This window comes from Brevundimonas sp. (assembly GCF_031082345.1).
Taxonomy (GTDB): Bacteria; Pseudomonadota; Alphaproteobacteria; order Caulobacterales; family Caulobacteraceae; genus Brevundimonas.
The window spans coordinates 1-19312 of the sequence record NZ_JAVHLH010000020.1; the positions used below are offsets into that span (position 1 = coordinate 1).

At 69.0% G+C, this 19312-nt stretch carries 22 protein-coding genes; 15 read left to right on the forward strand and 7 right to left on the reverse strand.

All coding sequences use genetic code 11. The features are described from left to right. Positions 1–55: 55 nt before the first annotated feature. Positions 56–1258, reverse strand: a complete 1203-nt coding sequence (locus tag RDU12_RS02495; protein ID WP_300290231.1) for a threonine ammonia-lyase — start codon at positions 1256–1258, stop codon at positions 56–58. 136 nt (positions 1259–1394) lie between these two features. On the opposite strand from RDU12_RS02495, the gene RDU12_RS02500 reads away from it, so the two are divergent. From RDU12_RS02500 to RDU12_RS02510, 3 genes are all read left to right on the forward strand, one after another. Beyond that, positions 1395–1940, forward strand: a complete 546-nt coding sequence (locus tag RDU12_RS02500; RefSeq protein ID WP_300290232.1) for a hypothetical protein — start codon at positions 1395–1397, stop codon at positions 1938–1940. Positions 1941–1994: 54 nt separating this feature from the next. After that, positions 1995–2609 (forward strand): BA14K family protein, encoded by a 615-nt coding sequence (locus RDU12_RS02505; protein ID WP_300290233.1) that lies wholly within the window; start codon positions 1995–1997, stop codon positions 2607–2609. A gap of 131 nt (positions 2610–2740) precedes the next feature. Continuing rightward, entirely contained in the window at positions 2741–2938 is a 198-nt protein-coding gene (locus RDU12_RS02510; RefSeq protein ID WP_300290235.1) for a hypothetical protein, read from the forward strand. 63 nt (positions 2939–3001) lie between these two features. Here RDU12_RS02510 and RDU12_RS02515 read toward each other — a convergent pair whose 3' ends face one another. The 3 genes from RDU12_RS02515 to rplU all read right to left on the reverse strand — a co-directional run bounded on the left by RDU12_RS02515 (position 3002) and on the right by rplU (position 4628). Next, positions 3002–3535, reverse strand: coding sequence for a GNAT family N-acetyltransferase (locus tag RDU12_RS02515; RefSeq protein WP_300290236.1), 534 nt, complete (start codon positions 3533–3535; stop codon positions 3002–3004). Positions 3536–3701: 166 nt separating this feature from the next. Further along, on the reverse strand, positions 3702–3983 hold the full coding sequence (rpmA, locus tag RDU12_RS02520; RefSeq protein ID WP_300290237.1) for a 50S ribosomal protein L27: 282 nt from the start codon (positions 3981–3983) through the stop codon (positions 3702–3704). A gap of 27 nt (positions 3984–4010) precedes the next feature. Then, positions 4011–4628 (reverse strand): 50S ribosomal protein L21, encoded by a 618-nt coding sequence (gene rplU / locus RDU12_RS02525; RefSeq protein WP_300290238.1) that lies wholly within the window; start codon positions 4626–4628, stop codon positions 4011–4013. A 295-nt stretch (positions 4629–4923) separates the two neighbouring features. Between rplU and RDU12_RS02530 the strand changes: the two genes are divergently transcribed. The 3 genes from RDU12_RS02530 (at position 4924) to RDU12_RS02540 (ending at position 7192) form a co-directional block, all read left to right on the forward strand. Beyond that, positions 4924–5511 (forward strand): hypothetical protein, encoded by a 588-nt coding sequence (locus RDU12_RS02530; protein WP_300290239.1) that lies wholly within the window; start codon positions 4924–4926, stop codon positions 5509–5511. Between the two features lie 66 nt (positions 5512–5577). After that, positions 5578–6237 carry a hypothetical protein gene (locus tag RDU12_RS02535; protein ID WP_300290240.1) on the forward strand — a complete coding sequence of 220 codons (660 nt, stop codon included), beginning with the start codon at positions 5578–5580 and terminating at the stop codon, positions 6235–6237. 10 nt (positions 6238–6247) lie between these two features. After that, positions 6248–7192 (forward strand): cation diffusion facilitator family transporter, encoded by a 945-nt coding sequence (locus tag RDU12_RS02540; protein ID WP_300290241.1) that lies wholly within the window; start codon positions 6248–6250, stop codon positions 7190–7192. Positions 7193–7197: 5 nt separating this feature from the next. Here RDU12_RS02540 and RDU12_RS02545 read toward each other — a convergent pair whose 3' ends face one another. Beyond that, complete coding sequence (locus tag RDU12_RS02545; RefSeq protein ID WP_308684049.1) at positions 7198–8115, reverse strand: retropepsin-like aspartic protease; 918 nt, start codon at positions 8113–8115, stop codon at positions 7198–7200. Between the two features lie 110 nt (positions 8116–8225). On the opposite strand from RDU12_RS02545, the gene RDU12_RS02550 reads away from it, so the two are divergent. The 7 genes from RDU12_RS02550 to RDU12_RS02580 all read left to right on the forward strand — a co-directional run bounded on the left by RDU12_RS02550 (position 8226) and on the right by RDU12_RS02580 (position 15656). Beyond that, complete coding sequence (locus RDU12_RS02550; protein ID WP_300293467.1) at positions 8226–9287, forward strand: GTP-binding protein; 1062 nt, start codon at positions 8226–8228, stop codon at positions 9285–9287. Then, complete coding sequence (locus RDU12_RS02555) at positions 9284–9727, forward strand: DUF1330 domain-containing protein (RefSeq protein ID WP_308684050.1); 444 nt, start codon at positions 9284–9286, stop codon at positions 9725–9727. The genes RDU12_RS02550 and RDU12_RS02555 overlap by 4 nt, the downstream gene beginning before the upstream one ends. After that, entirely contained in the window at positions 9724–9951 is a 228-nt protein-coding gene (locus RDU12_RS02560) for a DUF2093 domain-containing protein (RefSeq protein WP_300293125.1), read from the forward strand. The genes RDU12_RS02555 and RDU12_RS02560 overlap by 4 nt, the downstream gene beginning before the upstream one ends. A gap of 48 nt (positions 9952–9999) precedes the next feature. After that, entirely contained in the window at positions 10000–10971 is a 972-nt protein-coding gene (locus tag RDU12_RS02565) for a WD40 repeat domain-containing protein (RefSeq protein WP_300293127.1), read from the forward strand. A 56-nt stretch (positions 10972–11027) separates the two neighbouring features. After that, positions 11028–11708, forward strand: coding sequence for a monofunctional biosynthetic peptidoglycan transglycosylase (gene mtgA, locus RDU12_RS02570; RefSeq protein WP_308684051.1), 681 nt, complete (start codon positions 11028–11030; stop codon positions 11706–11708). A 91-nt stretch (positions 11709–11799) separates the two neighbouring features. Next, complete coding sequence (locus RDU12_RS02575) at positions 11800–13656, forward strand: M2 family metallopeptidase (protein ID WP_308684052.1); 1857 nt, start codon at positions 11800–11802, stop codon at positions 13654–13656. 122 nt (positions 13657–13778) lie between these two features. Continuing rightward, complete coding sequence (locus RDU12_RS02580; protein WP_300290281.1) at positions 13779–15656, forward strand: TadE/TadG family type IV pilus assembly protein; 1878 nt, start codon at positions 13779–13781, stop codon at positions 15654–15656. Between the two features lie 91 nt (positions 15657–15747). Here RDU12_RS02580 and RDU12_RS02585 read toward each other — a convergent pair whose 3' ends face one another. Next, a complete protein-coding gene (locus tag RDU12_RS02585) occupies positions 15748–16713 on the reverse strand; it encodes an isopenicillin N synthase family oxygenase (protein ID WP_300290280.1) in 966 nt (321 codons plus the stop codon). Positions 16714–16900: 187 nt separating this feature from the next. Here RDU12_RS02585 and RDU12_RS02590 point away from each other — a divergent pair, with 187 nt between their 5' ends. Both RDU12_RS02590 and RDU12_RS02595 read left to right on the forward strand, forming a co-directional pair. Further along, positions 16901–17569, forward strand: a complete 669-nt coding sequence (locus RDU12_RS02590; RefSeq protein ID WP_300290279.1) for an OmpA family protein — start codon at positions 16901–16903, stop codon at positions 17567–17569. A gap of 157 nt (positions 17570–17726) precedes the next feature. After that, positions 17727–17918, forward strand: a complete 192-nt coding sequence (locus RDU12_RS02595) for a hypothetical protein (protein ID WP_300290278.1) — start codon at positions 17727–17729, stop codon at positions 17916–17918. A 1-nt stretch (position 17919) separates the two neighbouring features. Here RDU12_RS02595 and RDU12_RS02600 read toward each other — a convergent pair whose 3' ends face one another. Next, positions 17920–19224: a UDP-glucose/GDP-mannose dehydrogenase family protein gene (locus RDU12_RS02600; RefSeq protein ID WP_300290277.1), complete on the reverse strand. Its 1305-nt coding sequence runs from the start codon at positions 19222–19224 to the stop codon at positions 17920–17922. Between the last annotated feature and the right edge of the window lie 88 nt (positions 19225–19312).

Sequence of the window (19312 nt, forward strand, 5' to 3'; positions counted from 1 at the left end):
GGGCTCGCGGCGTGCGGCCGCGAGGCCCGCCGCCATGGCGATGACCGCCGCCGTCCTAGCCCATCCGTAGCGCATACCCAGCCTCTTCCAGTCCGTGCCTGATTTCTTCGGCGTGCGCCTCGCCGCGGGTCTCGACCATGATGTCGAACTCCGCGCCCTTGGCCGGCACGTCCAGCGCCAGCCGGTTGTGCACCACGTCGATGATATTGCCGCCGAGGCCGCCGATGACGGCGCTCATCTTGGACAGCATGCCCGGGCGGTCGTCGCCGAGGATGCGGTAGACGATCAGCCGCTTCTCGCGCACCAACTCGCGATTCAGGACCACGGCCAGCATGCGCGAATCGATATTGCCGCCGGTCAGTTCGATGCCGACCTTCAGCCCGCGGAACTTGTCGGGGTAGGCCAGCATCGCCGCCAGGCCGCCGGCCCCGGCGCCCTCCGCGACCGTCTTCTCCAGGGTGGCGAGAAAGGCGACGCCCTTTTCGAAATCGGCCTCGTCGACGACCAGCACCTCCTCGACCAGCGGGTCGGCCATGGCGAACGGGATCTCGCCGACCGCCTTGATGGCGATGCCCTCGGCGATGGTCTGGCCGCCGCATTTCGGGGTCTCGCCCCGGCGCTTCGCCGAGAAGGAGGGGTACATGGCCGCCTCCACGCCGAAGATGCGGATCGACGGCTTCAGGGCCTTGGCCGCGATGGCTGAGCCGGCGATCAGGCCGCCGCCGCCGATCGGGATGATCAGCACGTCCAGATCGGGCGCGTCCTCCATGAACTCGAGGCCGCAGACGCCCTGGCCGGCCACGATGCCCTCATCGTCGAAGGCCGAAACGAAGACGAAGCCCTCCTCGTCGCGCAGGCGGTGGGCTTCCTCGGTCGAGCCGGTGAAATCCAGCCCCTTGATCACGACGGTCGCGCCATGCGCCCGGGTGCCGTCCGCCTTGGTGAAGGGCGTGCCCTCGGGCATGACGATGGTCACGGGGATCCCCAGCCGGGCGCCGTGATACGCCAGGGCCTGGGCGTGGTTGCCGGCGCTGGCCGCGACCACGCCCCGCCTGCGCTCGTCGGGCGTCAGTTGCAGCAGCCGGTTCAGCGCGCCGCGCTCCTTGAAGCTGCCGGTGAAGTGCAGGTTGTCGAACTTGATCCACACCTCGGCGCCGGTCAGCTGCGACAGCTTGCGGGAATAGCGCACGGGGGTGCGGTCGACCTGACCGGCGATCCGCTCCCGCGCCGCCAGAATGTCGTCAAACGTGACTGTCATGGGCTTTCCTATACCCGGTCTGCGCCGGGTTGCCGCGAGGTTTTGGACCACCGCCCGGAGCGTCGCAACCTTGACCTTGCCGCAGCGTTCAGGGTCTCATCCCGATGTTCGCGCCGCACCGTGACGGAGAGAGCCCATGGCCGCCCAGACGACCTTTCGCAAACCCATCCTTCCGCTGATCGCGGTCCTGGCGTTCGGCGGCGCCCTCGCCGCCTGCGAAACCGTCCCCATGGACCGCGGCTTTGGTCCGGGGCCGCGTTCCGGCCCGGGGCCGGCGGTGTTCCGCGCCGACGACTTCGCCTGGTCGACCGCCTCGGGAAGCGCCTCGATCGATGGCCGGATCGACTATCGCCGCAACGGACGGGTCTTCGACTGCACCGGCTCCATCGGATTGACGCCGGACACGCCCTATACCCGCGCCCGCTTCCGCACCCTGTACGGTTCGACCGACCGGGCGGCCGTGCCGGAAACCATCGTCCGCGCCCGGACCGTCGCCGACCCCAGCGTCGACTATCGCTCCTATGTCCGCTCGACCACCTGTGAGAACGGTCGCTTCACCTTCTCCGGCCTGCCTGCCGGGGGCTGGTTCATCATCGCCCCGGTCAGCGCGGGCGGCGAAGAACGCGTCGTTCTGATGCGCCATGTCGTCACCCGCGGCGGTCGCGTCTCCGTCACCCTGTAGCGTTCGTCCGTTCGTCTTTCCGGCCGCGTACCGGGCCGCTCTGGAGGATTAGCCATGCGTCGCCCGTTTCCGACCCGGACCGCCCTGATCCTCGCCGCCGCATGCGCGCTGGCGGCCGCGCCGGCGGCGGCCCAGTCATGGGGACACAACAGCGGGCAGGGCTATCATCGCGGCGGCTCGGACTGGGCGCCCTCCGCCTTCGACTGGCGCAGCCAGGTCGACCGGCCGGGCGACTATCGCTGCGACGCCTTCTGGGACGCCAACCGCACCGACTGCGGGGCCCGCTGGCGCGACCAGCGCCACCGGGTGAGTCGGCAGGCGAGGAGCGACTACCGCGCCCTGGCGGGCTACGCCCGCAACGACGGACGTTACGGCCGCGCCTACGACTCCGGCCATGGCGACCGGTATCAGACCCGGAGGCGGGGCTACGGTCATGGCTACGGCCACGGCTACGGCCAGGATCGCGGGCCGGCGACGGCGTACCACGGCGCCTATGGGCGGCCTGATCTCGTCTATTCGAGCGGCGGCTACGGAGGATACGGCGGTCCAGCCTATGGCGGCGGGCGCGATCCGGGTCGGGTCGACTGGTGCCGGGCGACCTATCGCTCCTATGACGCGCGCAGCGGCTACTACCGCGCCTGGAGCGGCCGTCTGATCTTCTGCGGCTGAGCCGAACCGCCGGAAAAGAGCCTCATCCGATCACGGATCGGTGGATGAGCGGCGTTCGCCATCGTTTCGCCTTGTCCGCACCGCTTCGCTCCTTCTGACCCGCAAGGGGTGGTGGATCAGGGAGCGCGTTCATGTCCCAGCATAATATTTCCGGCTCGGAAGTCTTCGGGCCCAAGCCCGGCGTCATGGTCCGGTCGGTCAAGACGAGCGGACTGCGGCGTCAGCGCGCCGCCCGCACATGGGCGGCCTTTATCGCGGGCGCGGTCGTGGCTGTCGCCGCCGGCGCGGTCGCCATGGCGGCGATCTTCGGCCCGACCCTCTTTGGGTAGGGGCTAACGCTCGCGACGCGGTCGCTCGCTGCTTGAGCCTGCGCGTGGAAACGCGCCCCGACATCAGGCCAGCCAGACCATCCGGCGGGTCTCTGCATCAGCGCCCCGCGCGCGGCTGAATCCCTTGCGCACCTCGCCCGTGTAGAGGAAGCCCGCCTTTTCCAGCACGCGCCCCGACGCGGGGTTGTCGATGAAATGCCCCGCCACCATCGCCCGGCGACGCCAGCGCCGTGAGGCCCAGACGAGCGCGCCTTCCAGCGCCTCGGTCGCATAGCCCCGGCCCCAGAAGGGCCGCCCGATCCAGTAGCCGACCTCGGGGGCCGGATCGCTGTCCTCGAACAGGCCGATGACCCCGACCGGTCCGTGGTCTTCATGCTCGATCACAAAGGTCACCGCCCGTGCGGGATCCTGCCCGGCGACGGCCAGCACGAACGCCTCGGCGTCCCCGGCCGTATAGGGATGCGGCATGCGCAGGGTCATGCGGGCGATATCCGGATCGTTGGCGAGGGCCGCCAGCCGGCTGACGTCCTGGCCGCCCGGCGCGCGCAGGGCCAGGCGTCGCGTCTCGACGACAGGGGAGGGTTCGATCACGCACATGAGACGGCCTCGGTCTTCACGCCGCCTCCTTGGAGGGCTCGGACGGCTTCGAGGCGGGGAAACGAAAACGGGGAGCCTGGTGATCCAGACTCCCCGCGGAAATATTTCCCTTGGTCCGGATCGCGGCTCTTGAGCCTTGCGCGATCCGGGAGATGGTCCGTTCGCGCTACTCGGCGGCCATGGCCATGGTGTCGGTGGCCGGAAGGATCGACACGTAGCAACGGCCGTTCGCCTTCTTGGTGAACTTCACGGCGCCGTGCACGGTGGCGAACAGGGTGTGGTCGCGGCCGAGGCCGACGTTCTCACCCGGGTGGAAGGTGGTGCCGCGCTGGCGCACGAGGATGTTGCCGGCCAGCACGCGCTCGCCGCCGAACTTCTTCACGCCGAGGCGTTTCGACTCGGAGTCGCGACCGTTACGCGACGAACCACCGGATTTCTTGTGAGCCATAGGTCTGCTCCCGTTCTCGTCTGAAAATTACGCTTCGTCGCCGGCCTTGTCCGCCTTCTTGGCGGGGGCCTTCTTGGCGGGAGCAGCTTTGGTTTCGGTCTTCTCGGCCTTGGCGGCGGCGGCTTTCGGAGCCGCGGCCTTCTTGGCCGGAGCGGCCTTGGCGGGCTTTTCGGCGGCCGGGGCGGCTTCAGCCTTGGCGGGCTTCGGCGCGGCGGCCTTCTTGGCCGGCTTGGCTTCGGTCTCTTCGACGCGCGGGGCCAGGCCGCGGGCGCGCAGGTTCATCTCGGCCTTGGTCATCAGCGACGCTTCGCCGTCCCACTTGGCCTTCTCGCCGGCGCCTTCGATGCCGGTGATGCGCAGAACCGATTCCATCTGGCGATGGCCGTTGGTGCGGCGATAGCCCTGACGGCGGATCTTCTTGAAGATCTTGATCTTCTCGCCCTTGCGGGTTTCGACCAGCGTCGCGGCGACGGTCGCGCCGGCGATCATCGGGGCGCCCAGGGTGATGCCCTTGTCGCCGCCCAGCATCAGCACGTCGCCGAACGACACGCTGGAGCCGGCCTCGCCGTCGAGCTTCTCGACCACGATGACGTCGCCCGGTTGAACCCGGTACTGTTTGCCGCCGGTCTTGATCACCGCGTACATGTTGAAGCCTCAGCGTAACGCAAAAAGAATAAGCCCGACGGGGGTCCCCCTCGGGCGAAGAGCGGCGACATATACGGAAGGGGCCTCCGGAGTCAACGCGAAACCGGGCCCTGCGGGGCTTTTCCGGGCCGGGCCGGGATTTGCGGGGCGGCCTTGTTTGCGCCCCGGTCGGTCCGGGGTTAGGGTCGGCTAACAACGTTGTCGAGAGCGGCGCGCGGCAGGGCCGGGGCGCCGGTCCCTCGAGGGGGTTATGATGACCATCCGGACGGGTTTTCGGGTTGCAGGAGACAGGTTCTTGTCGGCCGAGCGGTTGTTCGGCGACGACGCGGGACCGATCGCAGACGGCGGCTCCTTCGGCCGCGGCGACCTGCTTCAGGACGACGTCGACGGCGCGCCTGGCGCCGAAGCCCGCGACACCCCGCCGATCACCGAGATCCTGCGCGGCTCCGATCTGGACGCCCTGCTCCATGGAATGACCGGCGGCGAGTTCCTGTATGGCGGCTGGGCCGATGAACTCCCGATCAGCCACATGGGCAGGGATCTCCTGCGAGAGACAGACTTGCTGTTCCCGGGCGACGACGCCGAAACGCCCCTCGTTCTGCCCCCCGTGCCCGATGGGAGCTTCCTGACCAAGGACGCGGACATCGCCCAGGTGCTGCCGGGGGTCACGGCGGACGAGTTCCTGCTGTCGAAGGACGTCGATCTCCCGCTGGTATTGCCGGGCGACGACGACGGCTTCATCGGCGTCCTGGACCAGGGCGACAATCCGGAAGGACTGTCCGGCTCCCCGAACCATATGCTGACGCTCGATCCGGACGGCGGTTTCGTCGTCGGGACCGACGACTTCGGCCGGTTGCACGATCACGACGGCTGGCTGTTCTGACGGGGCGGACCGGTTTCCCGAATTCCCCGCTCGACTGTTATAAAGTAACACGCTACAGGGGCCGGGATGACGCCGCCCGCCCTCGATCAGACGATGCTCCTGTCCATGCTGGGCGCCGGTTTCGCCACCGCCTTCCTGCATGCGGCCCTTCCCACCCATTGGCTGCCCTTCGTTCTCGTCGGCCGGGCCCAGCGCTGGTCCGTTGAGCGGATTCTGGCCTCCGTCGTGGTCGCCGGCCTGGCCCACGTGGCCGTCACCGCCCTGGTGGGCAGTCTGATCGTGGTGGCCGGACTGGCCCTCGACCAGTGGATCGCCGGCCTGCTGCCGTATCTGTCGGCTGTCCTTCTGTTCGCCTTCGGCGGCTTCTATCTGGTCCGCTCCCTCGTCCGCGGGCCGCAGCTGGCCGACGGGCCGTCCATCGAGGAGTCCGGTCCGGCCGTGTCGCACGCCGCCGCGTTCTGGGCCCTGGTGGCGACGATGGCGATTTCGCCCGGCGAGGTGCTGCTGCCCTTCTATCTGAACCAGGCCCAGGGGGGCGTCGGCGTGCTGGCGGCGCTCACCGTCGTGTTCGCGGCCGGGACGGTGCTGGGCATGGCCCTGTTCACCCTGCTGGCCCGCGCGGGATGGTCGGTGCTCCGGCTCGAGCGCTGGGCTCGGTACGAGGGTGCGGTGCTGGGCCTGGCCCTGATCGCGATCGGCCTTCTCGTCGTCCTGCATCAGCCCTAAAGCTCTGCGGATGGCGCACGACCACGGCCACGCCCACGATCATTCCGGCCACGACCACGGCGGTCATGACCATGCGCACGGCCATCACCACGGCCCTGTCGACACCGGCGACTGGCGCTACGCCGTCGGCCTGATCGTCAACCTGGCCTTCGTCGGGATCGAATTCGGCGCCGGGATCTTCAGCGGCTCCACCGCCCTGATGGCCGACGCCGGGCACAATCTGTCGGATGTGCTGGGCCTGGCCATGGCCGGCGGCGCGGCCTGGCTGGCCCGCCGGGCCAGCGGCTCGCAGAACACCTATGGCTACGGCAAGGCGACCGTGCTGGCCGCCCTCGCCAACGCCCTGCTGCTGATCTTCGCCTGCGGGGCCATCGCCTTCGAGGCGGTGCGCCGTTTGGCCGAACCCGCCCCGGTGATGTCGGGCCTGATCATGGGCGTCGCCGCGGTCGGCTTCGTCATCAATCTCGGCACGGCCCTGCTGTTCATGCGCGACCAGCACAGCGACCTGAACGCCCGCGGCGCCTATCTGCACATGATGGCCGACGCCGCCGTCTCGATCGGCGTGGTCATCGCCGGGGCGGTGATCATGGTCTCCGGCTGGTCGATCATCGACCCGCTCGTCAGCATCGTGATCGTCGCGGTGATCCTGTGGGGCACCTGGGGTCTGCTGAAGGATTCAGTCAATCTGGCGCTCGACGCGGCGCCGCGCGGCGTCGATGTCGCGGCCATCCGCGCCGCCTTCCTCGCCCTTCCGGGGGTCAGCGCCGTGCACGACCTGCACGTCTGGGGCCTGTCGACGACCGATACGGCCCTGACTGCCCACCTGGTCCACGACCGGCCCGATCCGGCGGCCCTGCTGGCCGAGGCGCAGGCCATGGCCCGCGTCCGCTTCGCCATCCGCCACACCACCCTGCAGCTGGAAGCCGGCGCCCTGCCGGATTGTCCGGACTGCTGACCGCCTCAGTCCGCCGGCGGCAGGATCAGGCGATGGCCGGGGTAGTCGATCGTCACCATCCCCTGCGACCAGAACAGGGCGTTGCCGACGAAGCCCACCGCCTCCGGCCGGGCGAAATAGCCCTGGGCCGGCTGCACGATCAGGCGCGGCTCGTCCCACGCCAGCGGTCCGATCTCCAGCCGGCCGCCCGCGTGAACCGGCAGGCTCACCTGACCGCCCGTGCCGCTGCCGCCCAGGGTGGCGATCGGGGCCGTCTCCGGCCGCTCGCCGCGCACCTGCGCCCACTGGCCTTGGCTGAGGTTGATCCAGACGTGCGGATCCTCGAACAGCCCGGCCCCGGAATCGTAACGCAGCGGCAGGGCCTCGCCGTCGATCACCGCCTCCAGCCGCAATATGCCGTTGTCGTCGGTGGTGGGGACGACCCGCCCGCACCCGCCCGCCCGCGCGCTCGCCTGCGACGGGGACGCGATGGCGATCCGCCCGCGGGCGAAGTCCAGCGTCACCACCAGCCCGGCGAGGGCGTCCGAGCCCAATATGCCCACCGCCGGCTCGCCGCCCGGCCCCTGCAGGCCGCTGAGGTCAGACGTGGTCGGCTCGATTGTCGGCAGGGCGAGATCGCCCAGTCTCAGGTCCTCGACCCGGGTCCCGCCGGCCTCGATCACGCCGGCCGTGCCCTCGACCCGGCTCCCCGCCAGCGCCGGCAGGCCGGACCGCGCGGCGAAGCCGGCGTCGAGCGCCGAGCGATTGGCCCCGGTGTCCAGCAGCAGCCACACCGGCTCGCCGTCCGGTCCGATCCGCGCCCGGACGAACCCTACGTGGGCCGAATAGCCCGACTCGACCACATTGGCGGTGCGAAGCGTTTCGAAGGCGGCGTCGCAGGCCGGGTCGGCGGCCAGCAGGGACAGGGCGAGGCTGATCAGCATGGGGGCTCCCTTGTTGGGCCCGGACTCCAGCCCCGCTTCACCCGCTCCGCAAGTTAAGTCTCTTTCATCTCGCGCCCGGGCTGACTATCTCAGCCGCCGAAAGGCCTTCCATGACAGACAAGATCCCCGTCACCGTCCTCACCGGCTACCTCGGCGCCGGCAAGACGACCCTGCTGAACCGCATCCTCACCGAGGACCACGGCAAGCGCTACGCCGTCATCGTCAACGAGTTCGGCGAGATCGGCATCGACAACGACCTGGTCGTCGGCGCTGACGAGGACGTGTTCGAGATGAACAACGGCTGCGTCTGCTGCACCGTGCGCGGCGACCTGATCCGCGTCGTGGCCGGCCTGATGAAGCGCCAGCGCCCGGGCAAGCCCGCCTTCGACGCCATCATCGTCGAGACGACCGGCCTCGCTGATCCCGGCCCGGTGGCCCAAACCTTCTTCGTCGACGAGGACGTCAAGGCCAAGACCCAGCTGGACAGCGTTACGGCCCTGGTCGACGCCAAACACGTCATGGCCCGGCTGGACGACAGCAAGGAGGCCCGCGAACAGGTGGCCTTCGCCGACCGCATCATCCTCAACAAGGTCGACCTGGCCTCGGAAGACGAACTGGTCGCCGTCGAGGCGCGGCTGCGCAAGCTCAATCCGCTCGCCCCCATCACCCGCGCCGAGCGGGCTGATGTGCCGCTCGACCAGGTCCTCGGCCTCGGCGGCTTCGACCTCGAGCGCATCCTCGACATCAATCCCGAGTTCGCCAATCCGCCCCATGGCGAGGCCGGCCACGTCCACGACGAGCACTGCGGCCATGACCACCACGGCCACGGCCATCATCACGACCATGCCCATGGCGCGCGCGGTCACGCCCACGAGGACGACATCAAGGGCATCTCCCTGTCGCTCGAGACGCCGATGAACGGGGCCAAATTCACCGCCTGGCTCGATCGTCTCCTGGGCGAGCAGGGCCAGAACATCCTGCGCGCCAAGGGCATCATCGACGTCCAGGGCGAGGATCGCCGCCTCGTCTTCCAGGCCGTGCACATGATCCTCGAGGGCGAGCTGCAGAAGCCCTGGGGCCAGACCGAGCGCCGCTGGTCCCGCGCCGTCTTCATCGGCCGCGACCTCGACGAGGCCGAACTGCGCAAGGGTTTCGAGGCCTGCGCCGCATGACCGGCGCGGTCGATCCGACCCGCGAGGCGATGGCGGCCTTCCGCGACCTGCCGCTCGACCGGCCGATCGCCATGCTCAACCTGCTGCGGTTCCGCGAGCGGGCCGACTACGCCGCGGACGTGGACGCCGCCATCCGCCGCGACGTCGGCGGGGCCGAGGCCTACGCCGCCTACGGCCGCGCCGCCGCGGCGCCGTTCGCGCGCGCCGGCGGCCGCCAGATCTGGCTGGGAACGCCGCGGCTGACGGTGATCGGGCCGGAGACGGAAGCCTGGGACCTCGCCTTCATCGCCGAATATCCGTCGGGCGAGGCCTTCCTCGGCATGCTGCGCGATCCCGAATATCGCGCGGCGGTCGTGCACCGGCAGGCGGCGGTCGCCGATTCCCGCCTGATCCTTTGCGATGCGCGGCGGCCGGGGACGGCGTTCGGAGCCGACGCATGAACCCGCCCCCCAAACCCCTGCCGGTCAGCGGACGCGAGGCGGTGCTGCGCTACGACACGCCGGATTTCGATGTCGTCCAGGCGGGGGATCATGTGCGTTGCGCCGTCTCCGGAAAGCCGATCCCTCTCGAGCGCCTGACCTATTGGAGCGTCGAGCTGCAGGAGGCCTACGCCAACGCCGAACTGATGACCCGCCGCTGGGTCGAGACCCGCCGCGCGACCTGACCGCCGCCGCGCCGTTGACGCGCGGCGCCCGGCCTCTAAACGGAACCCATGAAGACCCAGACCTTCGACGCCCAGGTGACCGCCGCCCTGTTCGACGCGAGCAGCGCGGTGTTCGCGCTCGGCGACGGCTCGGTCCGGTTCGAGGGCGGCGAGTTCAGCGCGGCGCATGACGGCGCCATCCTGTGCGCCGCCGTCCATCCGTCCGGCGACGGCGTGGTCACCGGCGGCGACGACGGCCGCGTGATCTGGCACCGGCGCGGCGAGGCGGGGGTTCTGGCCACCGCCAAGGGCCAGTGGATCGACGCCATCGACGCCTCGGCCGGGAGCGGCCTGATCGCCTTTTCGGCCGGCAAGACCCTGTCGGTGATCGACGCGAAGGACGCCGGCTTCCGCCGCGACTTCCAGCATGAGCGCACCGTCTCCGGCGTGGCCTTCGAGCCAAAGGGCCGGCGCATCGCCACCTCGACCTACGGCGGCGCGGCCCTGTGGTTCGCCCGCATCGCCGACCAGAAGCCGACCTTCCTGAAGTGGGCGGGTTCCCACACCGGCGTGACATGGTCGCCCGACGGCGCCTTCGTGGTCACCGCCATGCAGGACAACCAGCTGCACGGCTGGCGCATCAAGGACCAGAAGAACCTGCGCATGGGCGGCTATCCGTCCAAGGTTCGCTCGATCAGCTTCCTGTCCAATGGCCAGCTGCTGGCCACCTCGGGCGCCCAGGGCGTGGTGCTGTGGCCCTTCATCGGCTCGAACGGACCTATGGGTCGCGAGGCCACCGAGATCGGCTTCGACGAGGGCAGCCTCGTGGCCCTGGTGGCGTCGCAGCCGAAGCATCCGGTGGTGTCCGCCGGCCTGAACGACGGCCGCGTCTGGCTGGCCGATCCGGCCGGGCGGGGACTGAATTTCCTCAAGGCGGAGAAGGGCGCGGCCATCACCGCCCTGGCCATGAGCGCGGACGCCCGCCGTGTCGCCTGGGCCGACGAGGATGGCCAGGCCGGGGTGGCGGACGTCCAGGACTGACCCCCTTGCTCTCGGCCCCAGTCCCGCCCCACCATCGCGGAATGACCGGGCCCGCCATGATCAGAAAGCGACAACGGCCGGTGCTGACGGTCTTTCTGGCCCTCGTCGCGCTCCTCCTCGGCTCGATCATCGTCCACCGTCTGGTCCCGCCGCCGCTGACCTTCCTGATGGTCACCCGATCGCTCGAGGGCGAGGGCCTGTCCTACCGCTGGCGCGGGCTGGACGACATCTCGCCGCGACTGGTCGAGGCGGTGATCGCCTCGGAGGATTCGACCTTCTGCGCCCACCACGGCTTCGACATGAAGGCCATCGAAAAGGCGCTGAAGGCCAATGAGCGCGGCGGGCGCATCCGCGGCGGCTCGACCATCAGCCAGCAGACCGCCAAGAACGTCTATCTGTGGCCGGGCCGCGACTGGATCCGCAAGGGACTGGAGGCCGGCTACACCGTCCTGATCGAGACGCTGTGGGGCAAGCGCCGGATCATGGAGGTCTATCTGAATGTCGCCGAATGGGCCCCCGGCGTCTACGGCGCCGAGGCGGCGGCGCAGCACTGGTTCGGCAAGTCGGCCGCCGATCTCAGCCCGCGCGAGGCGGCGCGGCTGGCGGCCATCCTGCCGTCGCCCCGGCGCTACAACGCCTCCGCCCCCGGCCCCTACGTCCGGCGCCGGGCCTCGCGGGTGCAGGCGGCCATGGGCACGGTGCGCAACGACGGCCTCGCCGGCTGCGTCCTGGATTAACCGTCAAGCTTGACCTGCCGGCTCCGCTGGCTTCCCTTGCGCGCCGACAAGGCGGAGCAACCGCCTGATGAGAAACGCCCGGGAGATCTCCATGAAACGCACCCTGATGACGGCCGCCGCCGCCTGCGCCCTGACCGCCAGCCTCGCGGCCTGCGCCAGCATGGAGGCGAACGCCCAGGCGCCCGCGCCCGCGCCTGACGCCTTCGCCTTCCCGGCCACGCCGGACGGCGCGCGCGCCTTTGTCGAGGACGCCGAGGCGCGGCTGACCGAGCTCAGCGAATATGCGGGCCGCGTCGCCTGGGTGCGCAACACCTACATCACCCACGACACCATGTGGCTCGAGTCCCGGGCCAACGCCGAATACACCGAACTGGGCGTGCAACTGGCGACCGACGCCGCCCGCTTCAACGACGTCCAGGTCGACGCCGCCACCCGCCGCAAGCTGAATATCCTGCGCCAGAGCCTGACCCTGCCGGCGCCCAACCGGCCGGGCGCCGCGACCGAACTGGCCGAGATCGCCACGCGGCTGGACTCGACCTACGCCACCGGTCGGTTCGAGCACGAGGGCGAGCAGATCACCCTGAACCAGGCCGAGGAGATCATCGCCGAGTCCCGCGATCCGGCGGTGACGCGGGCCGTCTACGAAGGCTGGCGGACGGTCTCTCCGGGGATGCGCGACGACTACGCCCGGCTGGTCGAGGTCGCCAATGAGGGCGCGCGCGATCTCGGCTACGCCGACACCGGCGCCATGTGGCGGTCCGGCTACGATATGGATCCGGACGCCTTCGCGGCCGAGACCGATCGTCTGTGGAACCAGGTCCAGCCCTTCTACGAGAATCTGCACTGCTATGTGCGCTCGCGCCTGAACGCGAAATACGGCGACGCGGTCCAGCCCGACACCGGCCCGATCCGCGCCGACCTGCTGGGCAATATGTGGTCGCAGCAGTGGGGCAACATCTACGATGTGGTGGCGCCCGCCAACCTGCCGGACTCCAGCTACGACCTGACCGAACTGCTGGTCGAGGCGGATTACACCCCCGAGAAGATCGCCCGGACCTCGGAGCAGTTCTACACCTCGGTGGGTCTCGCCCCCCTGCCGGAATCCTTCTGGGAGCGTTCGCAGATCGTGCGCCCCGAGGGTCGCGAGGTGGTCTGCCACGCCTCCGCCTGGAACGTCGACAATGTCGAGGACCTGCGCATCAAGATGTGCACGCGGGTCAACGCCGAAGACTTCCAGACCATGCACCACGAGCTGGGGCACAACTACTACCAGCGCGCCTACAACCAGCAGCCCTTCCTGTTCCGCAACGGGGCCAATGACGGCTTCCACGAGGCGATCGGCGACTTTGCGGCCCTCTCGGCCCAGACCCCGACCTACCTGAACCAGATCGGCCTTCTGGACACGATCCCGGGCGAGGAAGAGGACATCCCCTTCCTGCTCAAGACCGCGCTCGACAAGATCGCCTTCCTGCCGTTCGGCCTGATGGTCGACCGCTGGCGCTGGGACGTCCAGTCGGGCAAGACCACGCCGGCTCAGTACAACGACGCCTGGTCGGCCAATATGCTGCGCTATCAGGGCCTCGTGCCGCCCGGACCGCGGCCCGCGGACGCCTTCGACCCGGGCGCCAAATACCACATCCCCGGCAACGTCCCGTACACCCGCTACTTCCTCGCCCACATCTACCAGTTCCAGTTCCACCGGGCCGCCTGCGAGCAGGCCGGCTGGACCGGGCCGCTGCATCGCTGCTCGGTCTACGGCGACGAGGAGGTCGGCCGCCGCTTCAACGCCATGATGGAGATGGGCCAGTCGCGCCCGTGGCCCGAGGCGATGGAAGCCTTCACCGGCCAGCGCGAGAACGACGCCTCGGCGGTCGCCGAATATTTCGCGCCGCTGAACGCCTGGCTCACCGAGCAGAATCGCGGCGAGGACTGCGGCTGGGAGGCCTGATCGCCCGCGGGCCGGCGGCCGTTAACCGTCGGCGTTGGGCCTTCTCTTAACCGGGTTCGTGCATTCTCGGCCGGATGACCGTGGGCGGATTGCGCGCACGGCGAAGGCGGCTGGGAACGGCGATGGGGCTGAAAACCTGGATTGATGGCGTTGTCGGCGCATGCAGCCTGGCGCGGCGCTTCGCCGGAGACGTGCGCGGCAACGTCGCCATGCTGTTCGGCCTCAGCCTGCCGGTGCTCATCCTGATGACCTTCGGCGGCGTCGACATCCACCGGATGTCGACCGTGCGGGTCAATCTGCAGGACGCGCTCGACGCGGCGGCGCTCGCGGCCGCCCGCTCGCCCTACACCGATGACGCCGACCTTCAGCGGGTCGGGCTTGCGGCGCTGAAGGCCAATCTGAAATCCTATCCGAACGTCACCCTCGAGGAGGACCAGACCAGCTTCTCCCTCAACGGCGAGGACGTGGTCATCGCCGACGCCCGGGTGCAGGTGAAGACCCTCGTCGCCAATATCTTCCTGCCGCCCTACGGCCAGCTGATGGACGACTATCTGCCGGTCGGCAGCCATTCCGAGGTCGATCGCTCGTCGCGAAACCTCGAGGTGGCGCTGGTGCTGGACGTCACCGGTTCGATGGGCGGCCAGAAAATCATCGACCTGAAGACGGCGGCCAAGGAGCTGGTCGATATCATCGTCCAGCCCGTTCAGAGCCCCTACTATTCGAAGCTCGCCCTGGTGCCCTATTCGATGGGGGTGAACCTCGGGTCCGCCGCCAATGCGGCGCGCGGCGCGCCGATCGGCTCGACCAGCATCACCGGGGCCGTGATCAATCTCGTCGGAACCGAGAAGGCGATTACGGGCGCGACCAAGGACCGGCCTGTCGTCATCACCTCGTCGAGCCACGGGTTCAGCAATGACGACGTCGTCTGGATCACCGGCGCCACCGGCATGACCCAGCTGAACAACAAGGCCTATCGGGTCAGGAACCGGACCACCAACACCTTCGAACTCTACACCCTGAACGGATGGCGGGTGGATGGTCGCTACTGGGGGACCTATTCCGGAAACGCCAAGGTGCGGCGCTGCCAGAACAACGACTGTTCGGTCACCATCACCTCGAACGGCCACGGGATGTCGAACAACCAGTACGTCTACATCACCGGCGTGAACGGCATGACCCAGCTCAACAACGAGACCTATCTGGTCGGCAACGCCACGACCAACACCTTCACCATCGACCCGAACCTGTCGGCCCTGACGCCCTACACCTCGGGCGGTTCGGCCTGGTGCGCCCAGCAGGGTTGCACCTGGTTCGCCTTCGAGAACATGTACGGCGACCTGCAGACCCATCAGATCAGCTCCTGCGTCACCGAGCGCACCGGGTCCCAGGCCTATACCGACGTCTCGCCGTCCAGCGCCCGCGTGGGCCGCAACTATCCCAGCGCCTCGAGCAACACCTGCCTCGACGCCACCCTTCAGCCGCTGTCCAGCAACAAGAGCATCCTGAAGTCCGCCATCGACGGCTACTCTGTCCAGGGATCCACCGCCGGCCAAATCGGCATCGGCTGGGGCTGGTACATGGTCTCGCCCAATTTCAACTCGCTGTGGCCCTCAAGCGGGGCGGCCGAGTACAACACCGCCGACACCCTGAAGGCCGTGATCATCATGACCGACGGGGAGTTCAACACCCCCTACTGTTCGGGGGTGATCTCGCGGCAGGCCGGGACGGGATCGGGCAGCAACACCGGCAAGATCGACTGCGACGCGGACAATGGCGATCCGTTCGACCAGGGCCGGGCGATGTGCGCGGCGATGAAGGCGCGCGGCGTGCTGGTCTACACGGTCGGCTTCCAGATCACCGCCGGCGGCAACGCCGCCAACATGCTGGAGGCCTGCGCCTCGACCCCGGCGAACTTCTACCTGCCGGCCAGCGGCGGCGACCTGTCGGAAGCCTTCGCCGCCATCGGTCGCGACATCACCCAGCTGCGCATCTCGAAATAGGTCGCCGTCGCGAGCCTGTCTTGCCTGTCGACCATGTCGATGATGTCCCGCACGCCATTGTCGAGCATGTCTCGCCCGAAATGTATCGTACTCAGATCAGCCGGATTTCCTTCAGGCGCTCGGTCAGGAAGTCCTCGGCCATGATCGCCTTGCCGGCGTAGCGGTCCGGATTCTCCGGCGTCACCGTCGAAGGCAGGCTTTCGATCACGAAGTCCGGGTTGAAGTGCAGGAAGAACGGCGTCGAATAGCGGGCGAAGCCGCGCCGCTCCGGAGCCGGATTGACCACCCGGTGCGTCGTCGAGGGCAGCACATGGTTGGTCAGCCGCTGCAACATGTCGCCGATATTGACCACCAGGGCGTTCGGCGGCGGCGCGATGTCCAGCCATTCGCCGTCGGCGTCCTTCAACTGCAGGCCGGCCTCCTCGGCGCCCAGCAGCAGGGTGATGACGTTGATGTCCTCGTGGGCCCCGGCGCGGACCCCCGGCGCGTCGGCGGGCACCGGCGGATAGTGCAGCATGCGCAGGATGCTGTTGCCCAGCTCGACCTTGTCCTCGAAGAAGTCGTCGCCCAGTTCGAGGTGGCGGGCGATGGCCCGCAGGATCTTGCGGCCGAGGTCGTCCATGGCCGTGAACATGCCGTACAGGTGCTGGCGGAAACCCTCGACCTCGGTCGGCCAGACGTTGTCGCGCATGAACCGGCGGTAGGGATGACCCTCGGGCAGTTCGCGCCCGACGTGCCAGAATTCCTTCAGATCGACGGCCGCCGCGCCCTTGGCCGCCTCGACCCCGAACGGCGTCAGGCCGCGCGCGCCGCCCGTGCCGGGCTGATGATACCGGCGCTTCACATCCTCGGGCAGGGCGAAGAAGGCCTTCGCGTCGTCCAGCGCCGCCTTGATCACCGTCTCGTCCAGCCCATGGTCCGCGATGACGGCGAAGCCATAGCGTTTGAACGACGCCCCCAGCCTGTCGGCGAAGGCTTGGAAATCGGCGTCGTACAGGGTCATCGATACGGGCTCGATGGCGCGACGGGCGGCGGTGGAGCTCAGGCTGTCAGCCATGGCGGGACCTCAAATCAAGTTCAGGCGTTTCCATAGGCCCTGTGAGCCGATCTTGGCAAAGCGAGGGCGCCCGGGCCCGCGGCGCGCGAAAAGGCCCGGCGGCGGCTGTTCAGCCGCCATCCAGGGCGGAACCTTGACCGTAAGCCCGCGTTCCGCCGTCAACGGGAACTGGAAGGACCATTCCATCATGCACGCCAAACTTCTCCTCACCGGCATCAGCGTCGCCGCCCTGCTCGGCGCCTGCACCACGACCGATCCCTACAGCTCGCAGCCGCGCCGCAACAACATGGGCACGGGCGCCATCGCCGGCGCCGTCGGCGGCGCCGTGCTGGGCTATCTGACCAACACCTCCAACTCCGAGGAGGGCCGCAAGAACGCCCTGATCGGGGCCGGCATCGGCGCCCTGGGCGGCGCGGCGGTCGGCGCCTACATGGACCGCCAGCAGCGCGAGCTGGAGGCCGAGCTGTCGGGCTCCGGCGTCGGCGTGGCGCGCCAGGGCGACAATCTGGTCCTGCGCATGCCGTCCGACGTGACCTTCGCCTCCAACCAGTCGTCGATCAATCCGGGCTTCTACGCCACCCTGGACGACGTCGCCGCCGTCCTGAACCGCTATGACCAGTCGATCGTGGACATCATCGGCCACGCCGACTCCGACGGCGCCGACGACTACAATCTGAACCTGTCGCGCCAGCGGGCCTCGTCGGTCGCGCAGTATCTGGTCAGCCGCAACGTCCTGGCCGACCGCCTCTACGTCGACGGCCGCGGCGAGAACGAGCCCGTGGCCACCAACGCCACGGCCGAAGGCAAGGCCCAGAACCGGCGGGTGGAAATCATGATCCGTCCGTTCCGCGGCTAGACGCTCGAACAGAGAGCCCGTCATCCCCGCGAAGGCGGGGACGCGCGCGGGCCGATAGCGAGCCAATAATCAAGGCGGGGCTGCGGCTCCGCCTTTTTTGTTGCCTTACACCGTTCCGTGACTTGCGGCCGGGCGGCGCAGATGCTGGATAACAAACATGGTTTCGACCGGGGAGAAGCGGGTGCGTCCGGATCACGAATTCATCGACGGCGTCAGGCTCGGCGCCATCGCCGTCGTCTCCGCGGTCGTGACGGCGGTGTTGGTGATCGGCGCGGGACGGGCCCTGCTGCCGCAACCGGAGGCCCGGGCCGGCGATCAGCCCACCCTGATCCGCGCCTCCCTGCCCTGAGCTAGCCTCGCCCGATCGAGGCGTAGCGGAAGCCGCGGGCCCGCAAATCCTCCGCCCGATAGACGTTGCGCAGATCGACCATGACCGGCTGGCGCATCAGCTGCTTGACCCGGTTCAGGTCCAGGGCGCGGAACTGATCCCACTCGGTCAGGATGACGACCACGTCGGCGCCCTCGACGGCTTCGTAAGGGCCCTCTCTCAGCTCGACCTCGGGCAACAGGTGCGCGGCCTCGGTCATCCCCTCCGGGTCGAAGGCCTGCACCCGGGCGCCCATGGCGATCAGGGCCGGCGCCACGTCCAGCGACGGCGCGTCGCGCATGTCGTCGGTGTTCGGCTTGAAGGTCAGGCCCAGCAGGGCGACGGTCTTGCCCGCCAGATCGCCGTCCAGCGCCGCCGACACCCGTCCGGCCATCGCCTTCTTGCGTGCGTCATTGACCTCGACCGTCGTTTCGATCAGCCGCACGGGCGAACCCGCGTCGACCGCCGTCCGGACCAGGGCCAGGGTGTCCTTGGGGAAGCAGGAGCCGCCGTAGCCGGGCCCCGCGTGCAGGAATTTCGACCCGATCCGCTTGTCCAGGCCGATGCCGCGCGCCACCTGCTGCACATCGGCGCCGACCTTCTCGCACAGGTCGGCCATCTCGTTGATGAAGGTGATCTTCATCGCCAGGAAGGCGTTGGCGGCGTATTTTATCAGCTCCGAGGTGCGTCGACCGGTGAACAGGATCGGCGTCTCGTTCAGGTTCAGCGGCCGGTACAGTTCGCGCATCACCTCGCGGGCCCGCTCGTCCTCCGTCCCGACCACGACCCGGTCGGGCCGCTTGAAGTCCTCGATGGCCGCCCCCTCGCGCAGGAACTCCGGATTGGAGACCACGGCGAAGTCGGCGTCGGGGCGCCGCGCGCGGATGATGGCCTCGATCTCGTCGCCCGTGCCGACCGGCACCGTCGACTTGGTGACGATGACCGTGAAGCCTTCGATCAGGCCGGCGATCTCCTCGGCGGCCGCGTGCACATAGGACAGGTCGGCATGGCCGTCGCCGCGCCGCGAGGGAGTGCCCACCGCGATGAAGACGGCGTCGGCGCCCCGGATTGCTTCGGCCCCGTCCAGGGCGAAGGACAGGCGGCCGCCGCGGACGTTGGCGGCGACCAGATCGTCCAGCCCGGGCTCGAAGATCGGGATCTCCCCCCGCTCCAGCCGCTCGATCTTCGACGCATCCTTGTCGACGCAGGTCACCTCGTGGCCGAAGTCGGCGAAACAGGCCCCTGAGACCAGGCCCACATAGCCGGTTCCGATCATCGCGACGCGCATGCGGGTTCGCCCTTTCGACAGTGGGCCGGGAGATAGCGGGCGGTTCAGGCTTTGGCCACCCCGCCCTTGGTCGCGGCGCGACGCAAAA

Bases quoted from the DNA above. Each gene is read 5' to 3' on its own strand.
- RDU12_RS02505 (WP_300290233.1), top strand. From the start codon at position 1,995: ATGCGTCGCCCGTTTCCGACCCGGACCGCCCTGATCCTCGCCGCCGCA.
- RDU12_RS02595 (WP_300290278.1), top strand. From the start codon at position 17,727: ATGGTTTCGACCGGGGAGAAGCGGGTGCGTCCGGATCACGAATTCATC.
- mtgA (WP_308684051.1), top strand. From the start codon at position 11,028: ATGATCAGAAAGCGACAACGGCCGGTGCTGACGGTCTTTCTGGCCCTC.
- RDU12_RS02535 (WP_300290240.1), top strand. From the start codon at position 5,578: ATGACGCCGCCCGCCCTCGATCAGACGATGCTCCTGTCCATGCTGGGC.
- RDU12_RS02510 (WP_300290235.1), top strand. From the start codon at position 2,741: ATGTCCCAGCATAATATTTCCGGCTCGGAAGTCTTCGGGCCCAAGCCC.
- RDU12_RS02585 (WP_300290280.1), bottom strand. From the start codon at position 16,713: ATGGCTGACAGCCTGAGCTCCACCGCCGCCCGTCGCGCCATCGAGCCC.
- RDU12_RS02540 (WP_300290241.1), top strand. From the start codon at position 6,248: ATGGCGCACGACCACGGCCACGCCCACGATCATTCCGGCCACGACCAC.
- RDU12_RS02495 (WP_300290231.1), bottom strand. From the start codon at position 1,258: ATGACAGTCACGTTTGACGACATTCTGGCGGCGCGGGAGCGGATCGCC.
- RDU12_RS02545 (WP_308684049.1), bottom strand. From the start codon at position 8,115: ATGCTGATCAGCCTCGCCCTGTCCCTGCTGGCCGCCGACCCGGCCTGC.
- RDU12_RS02500 (WP_300290232.1), top strand. From the start codon at position 1,395: ATGGCCGCCCAGACGACCTTTCGCAAACCCATCCTTCCGCTGATCGCG.
- RDU12_RS02560 (WP_300293125.1), top strand. From the start codon at position 9,724: ATGAACCCGCCCCCCAAACCCCTGCCGGTCAGCGGACGCGAGGCGGTG.
- rplU (WP_300290238.1), bottom strand. From the start codon at position 4,628: ATGTACGCGGTGATCAAGACCGGCGGCAAACAGTACCGGGTTCAACCG.
- RDU12_RS02550 (WP_300293467.1), top strand. From the start codon at position 8,226: ATGACAGACAAGATCCCCGTCACCGTCCTCACCGGCTACCTCGGCGCC.
- RDU12_RS02580 (WP_300290281.1), top strand. From the start codon at position 13,779: ATGGGGCTGAAAACCTGGATTGATGGCGTTGTCGGCGCATGCAGCCTG.
- rpmA (WP_300290237.1), bottom strand. From the start codon at position 3,983: ATGGCTCACAAGAAATCCGGTGGTTCGTCGCGTAACGGTCGCGACTCC.
- RDU12_RS02575 (WP_308684052.1), top strand. From the start codon at position 11,800: ATGAAACGCACCCTGATGACGGCCGCCGCCGCCTGCGCCCTGACCGCC.
- RDU12_RS02565 (WP_300293127.1), top strand. From the start codon at position 10,000: ATGAAGACCCAGACCTTCGACGCCCAGGTGACCGCCGCCCTGTTCGAC.
- RDU12_RS02555 (WP_308684050.1), top strand. From the start codon at position 9,284: ATGACCGGCGCGGTCGATCCGACCCGCGAGGCGATGGCGGCCTTCCGC.
- RDU12_RS02600 (WP_300290277.1), bottom strand. From the start codon at position 19,224: ATGCGCGTCGCGATGATCGGAACCGGCTATGTGGGCCTGGTCTCAGGG.
- RDU12_RS02515 (WP_300290236.1), bottom strand. From the start codon at position 3,535: ATGTGCGTGATCGAACCCTCCCCTGTCGTCGAGACGCGACGCCTGGCC.
- RDU12_RS02590 (WP_300290279.1), top strand. From the start codon at position 16,901: ATGCACGCCAAACTTCTCCTCACCGGCATCAGCGTCGCCGCCCTGCTC.